This window comes from Streptomyces sp. BK340 (assembly GCF_007827595.1).
In the GTDB taxonomy this organism is placed as follows: domain Bacteria; phylum Actinomycetota; class Actinomycetes; order Streptomycetales; family Streptomycetaceae; genus Streptomyces.
The window spans coordinates 292,463-310,083 of sequence record NZ_VISR01000007.1; the positions used below are offsets into that span (position 1 = coordinate 292,463).

At 73.7% G+C, this 17,621-nt stretch carries 2 protein-coding genes (1 of these 2 cut by a window edge); both read left to right on the forward strand.

Annotation, left to right across the window (positions count from 1 at the left end; all coding sequences use genetic code 11):
* Positions 1-14,066: the final stretch of a type I polyketide synthase gene (locus FB157_RS16710; protein ID WP_145880406.1), read on the forward strand. The gene continues 14,332 nt to the left of window position 1, outside the view; 14,066 of the gene's 28,398 nt are visible here — the last part of the coding sequence; its start codon lies beyond the left edge, outside the window; its stop codon occupies positions 14,064-14,066.
* Positions 14,067-14,082: 16 nt separating this feature from the next.
* Positions 14,083-17,621 (forward strand): type I polyketide synthase (locus FB157_RS16715; RefSeq protein ID WP_145880408.1); only part of this gene is annotated, 3,539 nt, incomplete at its 3' end.

A 17,621-nucleotide genomic window follows, 5' to 3' on the forward strand; every position in this document is an offset into this window, starting at 1 on the left:
CCGAGCACCGGGCGTTCCGCGACGTCGGCTTCGACTCGCTGACCGCGGTGGACCTGCGCAACCGGCTGGCCACGGTGACGGGCCTGACCCTGCCCAGCACCATGGTGTTCGACTACCCGAACCCCCTGGCCCTGGTCGAGTTCCTGCGCACCAGGATCGCCGGCACGGGTACGGCCGCCTCCGGCGCAACGGCCGCAACCGCCGCGCGCACCGACGACGAACCCATCGCCATCATCGGCATGAGCTGCCGTTATCCCGGCGACGTCACCTCGCCGGAGGACCTCTGGAACCTCGTCGCCGCCGGCGGCGACGCCATCGGCGAGTTCCCGCTCGACCGCGGCTGGGACGCCGAGGGCCTGTACGACCCGGACCCGGACGCCCCGGGCCGTACGTACTCCACCCGAGGCGGCTTCCTCACCTCGGCCGCCGACTTCGACGCCGCCTTCTTCGGCATCTCGCCCCGCGAGGCCCTGGCCATGGACCCGCAGCAGCGTCTGCTGCTGGAGACCGCCTGGGAGGCCCTGGAACGCGCCGGAATCGACCCGGCCGGCCTGCGCGGCAGCCGCACCGGCACCTTCATCGGCGCCAGCTACCAGGACTACACCTCCGGCGGCTCCGCCCAGGACGGCGCCGAGGGACACCTGGTCACCGGCACCATCCCCAGCGTCCTGTCCGGGCGGATCTCCTACACCTTCGGCCTCGAAGGCCCCGCCGTCACCCTGGACACCGCCTGCTCCAGCTCGCTGGTGGCCCTGCACCTGGCCTGTCAGTCGCTGCGCAACGGCGAGAGCAGCCTCGCCCTCGCCGGCGGCGTCAGCATCATGGCCACACCGAACGCGTTCATCGGCTTCAGCCGGCAGCGCGCCATGGCCGCCGACGGGCGCTGCAAGGCGTACGCCGAGGCGGCCGACGGCATGAGTCTCGCCGAGGGCGTCGGGCTCGTCCTCGTCGAACGTCTCTCCGACGCGATCCGCAACGGACACCGCGTCCTGGCCGTCGTCCGCGGCTCCGCCGTCAACCAGGACGGTGCCAGCAACGGGCTCACCGCCCCCAACGGCCCCTCCCAGCAGCGCGTCATCCGCCAGGCCCTCGCCGACGCGGGCGTGGCCGCGGCCGAGGTCGACGCAGTGGAGGGCCACGGCACCGGCACCCGGCTGGGCGACCCCATCGAGGCCCAGGCCCTGCTCGCCACGTACGGCCAGGACCGGCCCGCGGACCGGCCGCTGCTGCTCGGCTCGGTGAAGTCCAACATCGGCCACACCCAGATGGCCTCCGGTATCGCCGGAGTCATCAAGATGGTCATGGCCATGCGTCACGGCGTCCTCCCGCCGAGCCTGCACGTCGACCGGCCGTCCACCCACGTGGACTGGACCGAGGGCGCCGTCGAGCTGCTGACCGAGCCGCGCCCCTGGCCCGAGACCGGACGGCCCCGCCGCGCCGGCGTCTCCTCCTTCGGCCTCAGCGGGACCAACGCCCACACCGTCCTTGAACAGGCCCCGGCCGCCGAGGCACAGACGCGCCCGGGCCACGGGGCGGATGCCGGGCGCGGGACGGACGAGCCCGCGCCGCAGCAGGCGCTCGCCCTGCCCATGGTCCTGTCCGCACGCTCGGAGACGGCCCTGCGCGCACAGGCCGGCCGGCTGCTCGGCCTCCTCGACGCCCGGCCCGGACTGCCGCTCACCGACCTGGCCGCGTCCCTGGCCACCACCCGGGCCGCGCTCGACCACCGCGCCGCCGTGCTGACCGACGCCGCCGACGGCCAGGACGGCCTGGTCCGGGCCCTGACCGCGCTGCGCGACGGCCGCACCGACAGCCGGCTCGTCACCGGCCGCACCACACCCGGGCAGCCGGCCTTCCTCTTCACCGGCCAGGGCAGCCAGTACGCCGGCATGGGCCGTGAACTGTACGACGCCCACCCGGTGTTCGCCGACGCCCTCGACGCCGTACTGGCCCGCTTCGAACTTGCCGGCCCGGAAGCGGAACCGCCGCTGCGGGACGTGATCCTCGCCGACGACGGCAGCGGGGCCGCCGCACTCCTGGACGACACGGCCTACGCCCAGCCGGCCCTGTTCGCACTGGAAGTGGCCCTGTACCGGCTGGTGGAGTACTGGGGCGCACGCCCCGACGCACTCGCCGGGCACTCGATCGGCGAGATCGCCGCCGCCCACGTCGCCGGCGTGCTCTCCCTGGAGGACGCCTGCACCCTCGTCGCCGCACGCGCCCGGCTGATGGCCGCGCTGCCCGGCGGCGGCGCCATGGTGTCGCTGGAGGCGACCGAGGACGAGGTGCTGCCGCTGCTGGCCGGGCACGAGGAGCGCATGTCGCTCGCCGCGGTCAACGGTCCGCGCTCGGTGGTCGTCGCGGGCGACGAGGAACCGGTCCTGGACCTGGCCGCCCGCCTCGCCGCCCAGGGACGCCGTACCAAGCGGCTGCGGGTCAGCCACGCCTTCCACTCCCCGCACATGGACGGCATGCTCGACGCGTTCACGCGGGTGGCCCGCGGGCTTACCTACCACGCCCCGACGATCCCGGTCGTCTCCACCGTGACCGGCGAGACCGCCACCACCGAGCAGCTGACCTCGCCCGAGTACTGGGCCGGGCAGGTCCGCTCCACCGTGCGCTTCGCCGACGCGGTGCGCACCCTCACCGCCCGGGGCGCCGGTACGTTCCTGGAACTCGGCCCGGACGGCGTGCTCACCGGAGCCGTCGGCGCCGTCACGGGCGAGACGGACACGCCGCCCACCGCGATCCCGGCGCTGCGCCGTGGCCGCGGGGAGGCACTGACCGTCGCCACGGCCCTCGCCACCCTGCACACCCGGGGCGTACGGGTCGACTGGGACGCGGTGTTCGCCGGAACCGGCGCCCGGCTCGGCGACCTGCCGACCTATCCGTTCCAGCGGCAGCGCTACTGGCCCGAGGGCGGGCCGGCGTCCCCCGCCGCCGCGTGGTCCGACCCCGTGGACGCCGAGTTCTGGTCCGCCGTCGAACGGGCCGACCTGCCCTCCCTCGGCGCCGGCCTGGAGCTCGACGACGAGACCCTGGCGGCGATGGTGCCCGCGCTGTCGTCGTGGCGGCGCAAGCGCCGCGAGGCGTCCACCGTCGACAGCTGGCGCTACCGCATCACCTGGAAGCCGCTGAGCGGCTCGGACCCCCGAGCGGCCCTCACCGGGACGTGGCTGTGCCTGACGCCCGCCGACGGCGATGCGCCGGTGCCGCTCCTCGACGCCTTCGCCTCCGACGCCGTCCGGCTGGTCCGGGCACAGGTGCCCGCCGGCGCGAGCCGGGCCGGACTCGCCGAGCAGCTGCGTGAACTGAGCGCCGAAGAGGACGAGTTCACCGGCGTACTGTCCCTGCTCGCGTTCCAGGACGAGGGGCTGCTCGCCACGGCCACCGCCGTCCAGGCCCTCGGCGACGCCGGCCTCGACGCACCTCTGTGGTGCCTGACCCGCGGCGCCGTCCAGGTCGGCCGATCGGACCGGCTCACCGCCCCTGCGCACAGCATGGTGTGGGGCCTCGGCCGCAGCGCCGCCCTGGAGCACCCCGAGCGCTGGGGCGGCCTGATCGACCTGCCGGAGCAGCTCGACGACGGTGCGGTCCGCAGGGTGGCGGGTCTGCTCACCGCCGCATCGGGCGAGGACCAGGCCGCGGTACGGGCCTCGGGCGCCTACGCCCGCAGGCTCACCCGCCACCCCGTGGCGGACCGCCCCGCCGTACGGGACTTCACCCCGACCGGAACGGTCCTGATCACCGGCGGCACCGGGGGCATCGGCTCCCATGTCGCCCGCTGGCTGGCCGCACACGGCGCCGAGCATCTCCTGCTCGTCAGCCGGCGCGGTGAACAGGCCCCGGGCGCACGGGAACTGCGTGACGAACTCACCGCCCAGGGCACCCGGGTCACGCTGGCCGCCTGCGACACGGCGGACCGGGACGCCCTCGCCGCCGTACTCGCGGCCGTTCCCGAGCAGTACCCGCTCACCTCGGTGTTCCACGCGGCGGGCGTCGTCGCCGACGGCGTCCTGGACACGCTGACCCCCGAAGCCTTCGCGGCCGTACTCGGCCCGAAGACCGCATCGGCGCTCAACCTGCACGAGCTGACCCGGGCCGCCGGCCTCACGGCCTTCGTCCTGTTCTCCTCGACCGCGGCGACCCTCGGCTCGGCCGGACAGGCCAACTACGCCGCCGCCAACGCCTTCCTCGACGCCCTCGCCGAACACCGGCGCGGGCAGGGCCTGCCCGCCACGTCCGTGGCCTGGGGCCCCTGGGCCGAAGCGGGCATGGCCGCCGACGGCGCCGGCGTCGAGACCCGGGTACGCCGCGGCGGCTACAGCCCGATGCCGCCCCGGTCGGCCGTCACCGCGCTGCGGCACGCCATCGAGCACGACGACACCACCCTGACCGTGACGGACGTCGACTGGGCCCGCTTCGCCCAGGTGTTCACCACCCTCAGGCCCAACCCGCTCGTCGCCGACCTGCCCGAAGTGCGTGCCGCCTCGGTGCGGGACACCGAGACGGCGCGCGGGGAGTCCGGGCTCCGGGAGCGGCTCGCCACGCTCGCCGAGGCGGCACGCCCGAAGTTCGTCCTGGACTTCGTCCGGGCACAGGTCGCAGCGGTACTCGGCCACTCCGAAGCCTCGGCCGTCGGCACCGACCAGGCCTTCACGGACCTCGGCTTCGACTCCCTGACCATCGTCGAACTGCGCAACACCCTCACCGCGACCACCGGCCTGCGGCTGCCCGCGACTCTCGTCTACGACCACCCGACACCGCTCGCCCTGTCCGCGCACCTGCTCGCCGAACTCGCGGACACCGTCCCCGCGGCCGGACGGGAAGCGGGCGCGGGGATCCCCACGACGCAGGCGGTGGACGACGACCCGATCGCCATCGTCGGCATGAGCTGCCGTTTCCCCGGCGGGGTCGGGTCCCCCGAGGACCTGTGGCGGCTGCTGACCCGCGGCGAGGACGCGATCACCGCGTTCCCCGCCGACCGGGGCTGGGACCTCGACACCCTCGGCCGCGGCACCTCCGGGACTCTGGAAGGCGGCTTCCTCGACGGCGTCGGACTCTTCGACGCGCGCTTCTTCGGCATCTCGCCGCGCGAGGCTCTCGCCATGGACCCGCAGCAGCGCCTGCTGCTGGAGACCTCCTGGGAAGCCCTGGAGCGCGCCGGTATCGCCCCGGACGCGCTGCGCGGCACCGACACCGGCGTGTTCGTCGGCACCAACGGCCAGGACTACATGTCCGTCCTGCGCCGGGGCACCGCCGATGTGCAGGGCCATGTCGCCACCGGCACCACGGCCAGCGTCATGTCGGGCCGGCTCTCCTACACCCTGGGCCTGGAAGGCCCGGCGGTCACCGTGGACACCGCCTGCTCCTCGTCCCTGGTGGCGCTCCACCTCGGGGCCCGTGCGCTGCGGGCCGGGGAGTGCTCACTGGTGCTCGCCGGTGGCGTGTCCGTGATGTCGAGCCCGGACGCGTTCGTCGAGTTCACCGTGCAGGGCGGGCTGGCCCCCGACGGCCGCTGCAAGGCGTTCGCCGACTCGGCGGACGGCACGGCCTGGTCGGAGGGCGCCGGATTCATCGTCCTGGAGCGGCTCTCCGACGCCCGCCGCAACGGCCACGAGGTACTGGCCGTCCTGCGCGGCGCCGCCGTCAACCAGGACGGCGCCAGCAACGGCCTGACCGCCCCCAACGGGCGGGCCCAGCAACGCGTCATCCGTCAGGCCCTGGCCGAGGCAGGTCTGTCCCCTGCCGACGTCGACGCCGTCGAAGCACACGGCACGGGTACGCCGCTGGGCGACCCGATCGAGGCGAACGCCCTGATCGCCGCCTACGGCCACGACCGGCCGGAAGACCGGCCCCTCCTGCTCGGCGCCGTCAAGTCGAACATCGGTCACACGCAGGCCGCGGCGGGTGTCGCGGGTGTGATCAAGATGGTGATGGCGATGCGGCACGGGGTGCTGCCGCGCACCCTGCACGTGGACGCCCCGTCCACGCACGTCGACTGGTCCGACGGCGCCGTCGCCCTCGTACGCGAGGAGCGGGCATGGCCCGAGACCGGGCGTCCGCGCAGGGCCGGCGTCTCCGCCTTCGGTGTGAGCGGCACGAACGCGCACGTCATCGTGGAGCAGGCTCCGCAGGCTCCGCAGGCGCCGGTGGCGGAACCCGTCACAACCGAACCGGCTGCGCGGCCTGACGTGGCCCCTCTGCTGGTGTCGGCCAAGTCCGAGGCTGCGCTGGATGCCCAGCTGGAGCAGCTGGCCGGACTGGACGGGCTACGTCCGGTGGACGTCGGCTATTCGCTGGCGGCGGGGCGTGCGCGTATGGCGCACCGGGCGGTGCTGGTGGAGGGCGTCGAGGTCGCTCGTGGTGTGGCGGTTGAGCGGTCGTTGGCGGTGTTGTTCTCGGGTCAGGGGTCGCAGCGGCTGGGTATGGGGCGTGGGTTGTATGCCCGCTTCCCGGTGTTCGCGGAGGCGTTCGACGGGGTGTGTGCGGCGTTGGACCTGCATCTGGACCGTCCTGTGCGTGATGTGGTGTGGGGCGGTGACGGCGACGTGCTTGACCGGACCGTGTATGCGCAGGCGGGGTTGTTCGCGGTCGAGGTGGCGTTGTTCCGTCTGGTCGAATCGCTGGGTGTGCGGGCGGAGTTCGTGGCCGGGCATTCGGTCGGTGAGGTGGCTGCCGCGCACGTGGCCGGGGTGTTCTCCCTTGAGAACGCCTGCGCGCTGGTGGCTGCCCGCGGCAGGCTGATGGAGGCGCTGCCCGAGGGTGGCGCGATGCTCGCCGTCGAGGCGACCGAGGACGAAGTGCGGCCGGTTCTGGATGAGTTCACGTCTGTTGCTGCAGTCAACGGTCCGTCGTCGGTCGTGGTCTCCGGCGCCCAGGATGCGGTCGAGTCGATCCGCTCCCACTTCGAGGTGCTGGGGCGCAGGGTGACGCCGCTGCGGGTGTCGCATGCCTTCCACTCGCCGTTGATGGACCCGATGCTGGAGGACTTCCGGGCGGTTGTGGCGGGGCTGTCCTTCTCGGCGCCGGAGATTCCGCTGGTGTCGAACGTGACGGGTGAGTTGGCGTCGTCCGAGTTGGTGTGCGACCCGGAGTACTGGGTGCGGCACGTTCGTGAGACGGTCCGCTTCGCCGACGGAGTCAGCACCTTGAGCGAGGCCGGTGCCACCGCCTTCCTGGAACTCGGTCCCGACAGCGTGCTCACGGCACTGACGGCGGTCTGCGTGGACGACAGCGCAGTTGTAGCTGTCCCCGCCCTCCGCAAGGACGGCTCCGAGGAGGCCGCCCTGGTCACCGCTCTGGCGCGGACGCACTGTGCGGGTGTCGACGTGGACTGGGCCCGGCTGTTCGACGGTTCCGGCGCCCAGCGGGTCCAGTTGCCGACGTACCCCTTCCAGCGCGAGCTGTACTGGCCCGAAGCCGCACCCGCGCAGGTACCGGCCGCCTCGGACCCCGTGGACGACTGGCGCTACCGGATCACCTGGAAGCCGCTCACGGGCACGGCCGCGCGAGTCGGCGCCGCTTCCGCGCTCGCCGCGACCTGGCTCGTGCTCGTGCCCTCGCACCGTGCCGAGGACCCGTGGGTCGCCTCCGTCGTCGGCGCCCTCGGCGCACAGGCCGAGCGCCTCGCTGTCGACGTGGCGGACCGCGACGCGTTCGTCGAGCGCGTCGCCGCGCTCGCGGCTGACGGCGGCCCGATCGCCGGTGTGCTGTCCCTGCTCGCCGTGCCAGCGACCGGCGAGGACGGCGCGGACATCCTGCCGGCCGGACTCGGCCGTCCGGATGTCCTCACGCAGGCGCTGGCGGCGGCCGGGGTCGAGGCTTCCGTGTGGTGTGCCACGCGCGGTGCGGTGAGCGTCGGACGTTCCGACACGTCCGCCGACCCCGCCCAGGCCGCGGTCTGGGGACTCGGCAGTGTCACGGGCCTGGAACACCCGGCCCGCTGGGGCGGCCTGATCGACGTACCCGACGTGCTGGACGAGCGCGCGGCGGAGCGGCTGCGCGCGGCGCTGGCGGACTCCGGCGGCGAGGACCAGCTCGCGCTGCGCACCTCGGGCGTCTACGCCAGGCGCCTCGTGCGAGCCCTGCCGCCGTCGGGCGCTGCCGTGGAGGGCTGGCACCCGGAGGGCGCGGTTCTCGTCATCGGCGGCGTACGGGGCTTCGGCGGGCACACCGCCCGCTGGCTCGCCCGCCGCGGTGCCGGGTACGTGCTGCTGGCCGGCGCGGGGGAGACGGGACCCGACGAAGCGGCGGCGCTGGACGCCGAACTGACGGAGCTGGGTACCGGACTCACCGTCGTCAGCGTCGATCCGGCCGACGCCGGCGCGTTGACGGCGGCCCTCGACGGCATCCCGGACTGGTATCCGCTGACCGCCGTGATCCACACCGGCCAGGGCGACGAGCCCGCCACGGACTCCGTCGGTCTCGACCGTGTCCGGGCCGGCGTCGACGCTCTGGAGGCGGCCCTCGGAGACCGGACGCTCGACGCCTTCGTGCTGTTCGCGTCGATCGCCGGGACCTGGGGCGTGCGTGGACAGGAGGAGGGCGCGGCGGCGAGCGCCTACCTCGACGCCGTCGCGCGGCGCCGGAGTGCCCGGGGCGAGACCGCCCTGTGCGTGGCGTGGGGTGCCTGGACGGACCTCGCCGACGGCTCACTCGGCCGGCACCTGCGCGCCAGCGGGCTGCCCCCCATGGCACCCGAACACGCCCTGGGCGTGCTGGGCAGGGCCCTCGGGGAGGACGCCGCGTCCGTCACCGTCGCCGATGTGGTGTGGGAGCGTTTCGCGCCCGCGTTCACGCAGATCCGGTCCACCGCCCTGTTCGCGGAACTGCCCGAGGCGCGTGCCGCCCTCGCCGCGACGACGGGTGCCCCGGACGGCGACCCGGCGGACGGACCGGGCTCGGCGGCCGCCGGCGCGCTGCGTGCCGACCTCCTCGCCCGTCCGGACGACGCGGAACGCGACGCGGTGCTCCTGGCGCTCGTCCGCCGTGAGGTCGCGGACGTCCTCGGATATCCGGACGCGGAGTCCGTCCCGGCCGGCCACGCCTTCCGGGACCTCGGCTTCGACTCGCTGACCGCGGTCGACCTGCGAGGCCGGCTCGGCACCGCCACCGGCCTGAAGCTGCCCGCCACACTCGTCTTCGACCACCCGACCCCGGCGGCCCTCGCGGCACAGCTACGGGCCGAGCTGCTCGGGGAACGGGACACGGAGGACGCGGCGACGGCCGGCCGGGCCGCCGTCGGCGGCCCCGGCGACGACCCGATCGTCATCGTCGGCATGAGCTGCCGCTACCCGGGCGAAGTGCGCTCCCCCGAGGACCTGTGGGAGCTGCTGCGGGCCGGTACCGACGCCATCGGCGGCTTCCCCGCCGACCGCGGCTGGGACCTCGAACGGCTGGCCCGCGGCGACGCGGACGGCCGCGGCCGCAGCGTCACCCGGCACGGCGGCTTCCTCTACGACGTCGCCGACTTCGACGCCGCGTTCTTCGGCATCTCGCCGCGCGAGGCGATGATCGTCGACCCTCAGCAGCGCATCGTGCTGGAGACCGCCTGGGAGGCGCTGGAGCGCGCCGGGGTCGACCCGGCGACGCTGCGCGGCGGCGACACCGGTGTGTTCGTCGGCGGGGGCAGCGGTGACTACCGGCCCGCCATCGACGGGATCGGCCACGTGGAGACCGCCCAGTCGGCCAGCCTCCTGTCCGGGCGGCTGTCCTACACACTCGGCCTCGAAGGACCCTCGGTGACGGTGGACACCGCGTGCTCGTCCTCCCTGGTCGCCCTGCACCTCGCCGCGCAGGCCCTGCGCGCCGGCGAGTGCTCCCTGGCACTGGCCGGCGGTGTGACGGTCATGTCCAGCCCCGTCGGCTTCGTCGAGTTCGGCGAGATGGGCGCCCTGTCCCCGGACGGCCGCTGCCGTGCCTTCTCCGACTCGGCGAACGGCACCGGCTGGTCGGAGGGCGTCGGCGTACTGGTCGTCGAACGCCTCTCCGACGCCCGGCGCCGCGGCCACGAGGTGCTCGCCGTGCTGCGCGGCTCCGCCGTCAACCAGGACGGCGCCTCCAACGGCATCACGGCCCCCAACGGACCGTCCCAGCGGCGCGTCATCCGGCGCGCCCTGGCCAACGCGGGCCTGACGGCAGGCGAGGTCGACGCCGTCGAGGCGCACGGCACCGGCACCACCCTCGGTGACCCGATCGAGGCGCAGGCGCTGCTCGCCACCTACGGCCGCGACCGCGAGCACGGGCGCCCGCTGCTCCTCGGCGCGCTCAAGTCCAACATCGGCCACACCCAGGCGGCCTCGGGCGTCGCCGGTGTCATCAAGATGGTCATGGCGATGCGCCACGGCGTCCTGCCGCGAACCCTGCACCTGGACGCTCCGTCCTCGCACGTCGACTGGTCGGCGGGCACCGTCGAACTCCTCGCGCAGGACACGACCTGGCCGCACACCGGGCAGCCGCGCCGGGCCGGCGTCTCGGCCTTCGGCGCCAGCGGCACCAACGCGCACGTGATCATCGAGCAGGCGCCGGAACTCACGGACACCACCGACGCAGACACGACACGGATCACGGCACCCGTCCTGACCCCGCTCTCGGCGGCCACCCCCGACGCCCTGCGCGCCCAGGCCGGGCGCCTGCTCGCCCACCTGGCCGAGCGGCCCGGCACCACGGTCACCGACCTCGCGTACTCACTCGCCACCACCCGGTCCGCCTTCGAACACCGGGCCACCGTCCTCGCCGCCGACCGGGACGAACTGGTCCAGGGCCTCACCGCCCTGGCCGACGGACGGAACACGCCACAGCTCGTCCACGGCCGCACCACGGGCCGAAGCCGCAGGACGGCCTTCCTCTTCCCGGGGCAGGGCGCCCAGCGCCCGGGCGCCGGCCAGGAGCTGTACGCCCGCTTCCCGGTCTTCGCCGAAGCCCTGGACGAGGTGACGGCCTGCTTCGACACCCTGCTGGACCGCCCGCTGCGCGAGATCCTGTTCGCCGGACCCGACACGGCCGAGGCCGCCCTGCTCGACGACACCGGCTACACACAGCCGGCCCTGTTCGCGACGGGCGTGGCGCTGTACCGCCTCGTCGAGTCCTGGGGCATCCGGCCCGACTTCGTGGCCGGGCACTCGATCGGCGAGATCGCCGCCGCGCACGTGGCCGGAGTCTTCTCGCTGGAGGACGCCTGCACACTGGTGGCGGCCCGGGCCCGGCTGATGGCCGCGCTGCCCGCCTCGGGTGCGATGGTCGCCGTCCAGGCCGCGGAGGACGAGGTACGGGCCCGCCTCACCGACGGCGTCTGCGTCGCGGCGGTGAACGGCCCCCGTGCCGTGGTGATCGCCGGCGACACCGAGGAAGTCCTGCGCATCGCCGAGGGCTTCGACGCCGACGGCCGGAAGACTAGGCGTTTGCGGGTCAGCCATGCATTTCACTCCGTGCACATGGAGGACATGCTCGACGAGTTCGCGCGAGTGGCCCGGGGCATCGGCTACACCGCCCCGCGCCTGCCCCTCGTGTCGAACGTGACCGGCGACGTGGCCGGCGCCGAGCAGGTGTGCGCGCCCGAGTACTGGGTGCGTCACGTCCGGGAGACCGTGCGCTTCGGCGACGGCGTACGCGCCCTCGCCGACCGCGGCGTGACCCGGTTCCTCGAACTCGGCCCCGACGCCGTGCTCGCCCCGATGGCCCTCGACAACGTCGGGGAAGCGGCCGGCGCCGAAACCGGCCAGGACCTCGTCGCCGTACCGGCCCTGCGCCGGGACCGGGACGAAGAGCGGTCGCTGCTCACCGCGCTCGCCCGGCTGCACACCGACGGACTCTCCCCGCACTGGCCCGCCGTCTTCGCCGGTACGGGCATCCGCCGGGTGGACCTGCCGACGTACGCCTTCCAGCGCGAGCGGTACTGGCCGGACACCGTACCCGCCCGGCAGGAGGCGGCCGGTGACGCCGAGTTCTGGACCGCCGTACGCACCGCGTCCTTCGACTCCCTCGCCGACAGCCTCGACGTCGACAGCGATGCCCTCTCCCAGGTGCTGCCCGCCCTCGCCGACTGGCACCGCCGGCGCGAGGAGCGCTCCACCGTCGACGGATGGCGCCAGCGGATCGGCTGGAAGCCGCTGACCGGACTCCGTACCGGTACCCCCAGCGGCACGTGGCTCGCCGTCGTACCGGCCGGACACGGGGACGACCCCTGGACGAGCGCGCTCCTCGGCGCGCTCGGCCCGGACACCGTCCGCATGGAGCTGGACCCCGCCACCGACCGGGAACGCCTCGCCAAGCGACTGCGCGAAAAGGGCGAACCGGCAGCGGGACCGGGTGCGTTCACCGGAGTCGTCTCCCTCCTCGCCCTCGACGAGACCGACGACTTTGACGTCCCGCTGGGCCTGACGCTCACCACGGTGCTCGTCCAGGCCCTGGGCGACGCGGGCTTCACCGCACCCCTGTGGTGCGTGACCCGGGGCGCCGTGGCAGCGACGCCCGACGAGCTCGTGCCCGCGCCGTTCCAGGCAGCCGTCTGGGGCCTCGGCCGCGTCGCGGCGCTGGAGTATCCCGGGCGCTGGGGCGGCCTCGTCGACCTGCCGCGCGTACTCGACGCGGCCGCCGCGGGCCGGTTCGCCGGCTTCCTGTCCGCGCCGGGCGGGGAGGACCAGGTCGCGGTCCGCTCCTCGGCGGTTCTCGGCCGCCGGCTCCTTCCCGTACCGCCGGGCAGTGCCTCGGACCGGGTGTGGGACCCGGCCGGCACCGTCCTGATCACCGGCGGTACGGGAGCCCTCGGCGCCCAGGTGGCACGCCACCTGGCCCGGGCCGGCGCCCGGAACCTCCTCCTGATCAGCCGTGGCGGCCCGGACGCGGCGGGCGCGGCGGAACTGACCGCCGAACTGCGGGCGGCAGGCGCCGAAGTCACCGTCGAGGCCTGCGACGCCGCCGACGCGGACGCCCTCGCCGCCGTCCTGGCCGCGATCCCCGCCGAAGCGCCGCTCACCGCGGTCGTCCACGCCGCAGGAGTCCTGCACGACGGAGTGATCGACGGCCTGACGCCCGAGCGCTGTGCCCCGGTGTTCCGCGCGAAGGTCACCTCCGCACTGAACCTGGACCGGCTCACCCGCCGACTGGGCCCGAACCTCTCGGTGTTCGCCCTGTTCTCGTCCGCCTCCGCGGCCGTGGGCAACCCCGGACAGGGCAGCTACGCCGCGGCCAACGCCGTCCTCGACGCCCTCGCCGAACAGCGCAGGGCCGACGGGCTCGCCGCCACCTCCATCGCCTGGGGCGCCTGGGGCGGCGACGGCATGGCCGCCGACGACCGGGCCGCCGCTGCGGCACACCGCACCGGCGTACGACCCCTCGACCCCGACCTGGCCGTCCTGGCGCTGCGCCGCACCGTCATGGACCCCGGCCCCACGGCCGTGGTCTCCGACGTGGAACCGGAACAGTTCGTCCGCGCCTTCACGGCCGTACGGCCCAGCAGGCTGCTGGCGGAACTGCCCGCACCACAGGCAACGAGCGCACCCGACACCGGCACCGCCGGACCGCTGCTGCGCGACCGGCTGGCCGGGCTGACCGCAGCACGCCGGCGGACCGCCGTACTCGACCTGGTACGCGGCCAGGCCGCCGACGTCCTGGGCCACACCGGCCCGGAACTCGTCGGTGCGGACAAGGCCTTCCGGGACCTCGGCTTCGACTCGCTCGCCGCCGTCGAGCTGCGGAACCGGCTGAACGCCGCGACGGGCCTCAGCCTGTCGTCGACGCTGGTCTTCGACCACCCGACGCCCGCCGAACTGGCCGGGCACATCCTCCGCGAGCTCGACCCGGACGACGCCGGCGACCGGGCGGAGAGCGAGGACGCGCAGGACCGCATCCGGACCCTGCTGTCGTCCGTGTCGCTCGACCAGCTGCGCCGGATCGGCGTACTGGAGCCTCTGCTGAAACTCGCCACCGAGCAACAGGACCAGGACCACCCGGCGCCCGAGCCCGGTGGGTACGACGACGAGTCGATCGACGCGATGGACGTCGAGGCCCTGGTCCAGGCGGCCCTGCAGAACCCTTCCGACGATGAACTCGAACAGCAGGACTGACGGAGCGGACAGACCCATGACCACGGCCCACGACAAGGTTGTTGAAGCTCTCCGGTCCTCGGTGAAGGAGACCGAGAGGCTGCGGCGGCAGAACCGGCAGCTCGTCGCCGCGGCCACCGAACCCATCGCCGTCGTGGCCATGGGCTGCCGGTACCCGGGCGGGGTCGCCTCGCCCGAGGACCTGTGGAAGCTGGTGGCCGCCGGAACCGACGCGATGTCCGGCTACCCCACAGACCGGGGCTGGGACCTCGACGCCCTGCGCGGCGCCGGCACCGACGAACGCGGCATGGGCGTCAGCCGGTGCGGAGGCTTCCTCGACTCCGTCGCGGACTTCGACGCCGACTTCTTCGGCATCTCACCGCGTGAGGCCGTGTCCATGGACCCGCAGCAGCGGCTCCTGTTGGAAACCTCCTGGGAGGCCTTCGAGCGGGCCGGGATCGACCCGGCCCGCCTGCGGGGCACCCGCACCGGCGTCTTCGTCGGCACCAACGGCCAGGACTACGCCTACCTCCTCGTCCGCTCCCTGGACGACGCCACCGGCGACATCGGCACGGGCATCGCCGCCAGCGCCACCTCCGGCCGGCTCTCCTACACCCTCGGCCTGGAGGGCCCCGCGGTCACCGTGGACACGGCCTGCTCCTCCTCGCTGGTGGCCCTGCACTGGGCGGTCCAGTCACTGCGCACGGGCGAGTGCACCCTGGCCCTGGCGGGCGGTGTCAACGTCATGTCGACACCGGGTTCCCTGATGGAGTTCAGTCGTCAGGGTGGTCTGGCCTCGGACGGGCGCTGCAAGGCGTACGCGGACGCGGCGGACGGCACCGGCTGGTCGGAGGGCGTCGGCCTGCTCGTCCTGGAGCGGCTGTCGGACGCCCGCCGCAACGGTCACCCGGTGCTGGCCGTGGTGCGTGGCTCCGCTGTCAATCAGGACGGTGCGAGCAACGGCTTCACCGCGCCGAACGGTCCGTCGCAGCAGCGGGTGATCCGGCAGGCGTTGGCGAGTGCGGGGCTTTCCGCGCGGGATGTGGACGTGGTGGAGGGGCACGGTACGGGTACGCCGTTGGGTGATCCGATCGAGGCCCAGGCGCTCCTGGCGACGTACGGCCGGGAGCGGGACGCCGGGCACCCGCTGTGGCTGGGCTCGGTGAAGTCCAACATCGGTCACACGCAGGCCGCGGCGGGGGTCGCGGGTGTGATCAAGATGGTGATGGCGATGCGGCACGGGGTGCTGCCGCGCACCCTGCACGTGGACGCCCCGTCCACGCACGTCGACTGGGCGGCCGGTGATGTCCGGCTCCTCTCCGAACCGATGTCCTGGCCGGAGCTGGACCGCCCGCGTCGGGTGGGCGTCTCCTCGTTCGGCATCAGCGGGACGAACGCGCACGTGATCGTGGAGCAGGCCCCGCAGGCCCCGCAGGCCCCGCATGCGTCGGTGGCGGAACCCGTCGTCACCGAACCGGTGGTGGCGCCCAGGGTGTTGCCGTGGGTGGTGTCGGCCAAGTCCGAGGCTGCCCTGGATGCCCAGATGGAGCAGCTGGCCGGACTGGACGGGCTACGTCCGGTGGACGTCGGCCATTCGCTGGCGGCGGGGCGTGCGCGTATGGCGCACCGTGCGGTGTTGGTGGAGGGCGTCGAGGTCGCTCGTGGTGTGGCGGTTGAGCGGTCGTTGGCGGTGTTGTTCTCGGGTCAGGGGTCGCAGCGGCTGGGTATGGGGCGTGAGCTGCACATGCGCTTCCCGGTGTTCGCGGAGGCGTTCGACGCGGTGTGTGCGGGCCTGGACGAGCACCTCGACCGTCCCGTGCGTGATGTCGTGTGGGGCGATGACGCTGATCTGTTGAACCGGACGCTGTACACGCAGACCGGTCTGTTCGCGGTCGAGGTGGCGTTGTTCCGTCTGGTCGAATCGCTGGGTGTGCGGGCGGAGTTCGTGGCCGGGCATTCAATCGGTGAGGTGGCTGCCGCGTATGTGGCGGGGGTGTTCTCGCTGGAGGACGCCTGTGCGTTGGTGGCTGCTCGTGGCCGGCTGATGGAGGCGCTGCCCGAGGGTGGCGCGATGCTCGCCGTTGAAGCGGCCGAGGACGAAGTGCGGTCGCTGCTGGGTGAGTTCGTCTCGCTGGCTGCAGTCAACGGTCCGTCGTCGGTGGTGGTCTCGGGTGTGGCGGAGGCGGTGCGGGAGATCTGCTCCCACTTCGAGGTGCTGGGGCGCAGGGTGACGCCGCTGCGGGTGTCGCATGCCTTCCACTCGCCGTTGATGGACCCGATGCTGGAGGACTTCCGGGCGGTCGTGTCGGGGCTGTCCTTCTCGGCGCCGGAGATTCCGCTGGTGTCGAACGTGACGGGTGAGTTGGCGTCGTCCGAGTTGGTGTGCGACCCGGAGTACTGGGTGCGACACGTCCGTGAGACGGTCCGCTTCGCCGACGGAGTCAGCACCTTGAGCGACGCCGGTGCCACCGCCTTCCTGGAACTCGGTCCCGACGGCGTGCTCACGGCGTTGGCATCGGTCTGCCTGGACGACAGGTCTGTTGTCGTCCCTGCCCTGCGCAAGAAGGGGGCCGAGGAGGCCGCCCTGGTCACCGCTCTGGCGCGGACGCACTGTGCGGGTGTCGACGTGGACTGGGCCCGGCTGTTCGACGGTTCCGGCGCCCAGCGGGTCCAGTTGCCGACCTACCCCTTCCAGCACGAGCGTTACTGGCCCGCGCTCACTCCGGCCGCGGGCGATGTGGCCGGCGCCGGACTGATCGCCGCCGAGCATCCGATGCTCGGCGCCGTGGTGCCCCTGGCCCAGAGCGAGGGCGTGTTGTTCACCAGCCGCCTGTCCCTGCTCACACAGCCGTGGCTGGCTGACGACATCGTGAACGGACAGGTGGTCTTCCCGTCTGCGGGCCTCCTCGAACTGGCCATCCGGGTCGGCGACCATGTCGGCTGCGATCACGTCGAGAACCTGACCGTGGCGGCCCCGCTCGTCATCGCCGAGAACGGCGATGTCGTGCTTCAGGTCCGTGTGGGCGACCCCGACGACGCGGGTGTTCGTGCCGTGCGCTTCTTCTCCCGCGCGGACGGCGGGTTGGACGAGCCGTGGACCGAGCACGCTTCGGGTCGGCTGGCTCCCGGGGGCCCTGTTTCCCTCGGTGAGAGCCATTCCGCCGACGAGGAGTTCGCGCTCTCCGGCGAGGCGGCACGCAACGCAAGCAGGTTCGGTCTGCATCCGGCTCTGCTCGGGGAGGTGATGCGGGCAGCGGCCGGTGACGACGATCTCGTACCCGTGTCGTGGAACGGCGCGACGCTGCACGCGTCCGGGGCCGCAGTGGTCCGGGCACGCATCGGGCGCACGGACGGGGAATCTGCCTCGATCACGTTGGTCGACGTCGACGGTGCGCCGGTGCTGTCCGTGGAGTCGGTGACCTTCGGACCGAGGCCGACGGTACTCGGCGGACCGATTGCTGACACAGACCTGAGTGACTCACTGCTGCGGTTGGAGTGGGTGCCTGTTTCGGGTGGTGTGCGGGGGGTTGTTGCTGATGTTGAGGCGTCGGTGGTGGTGCCGTTGGTGGGGGAGGG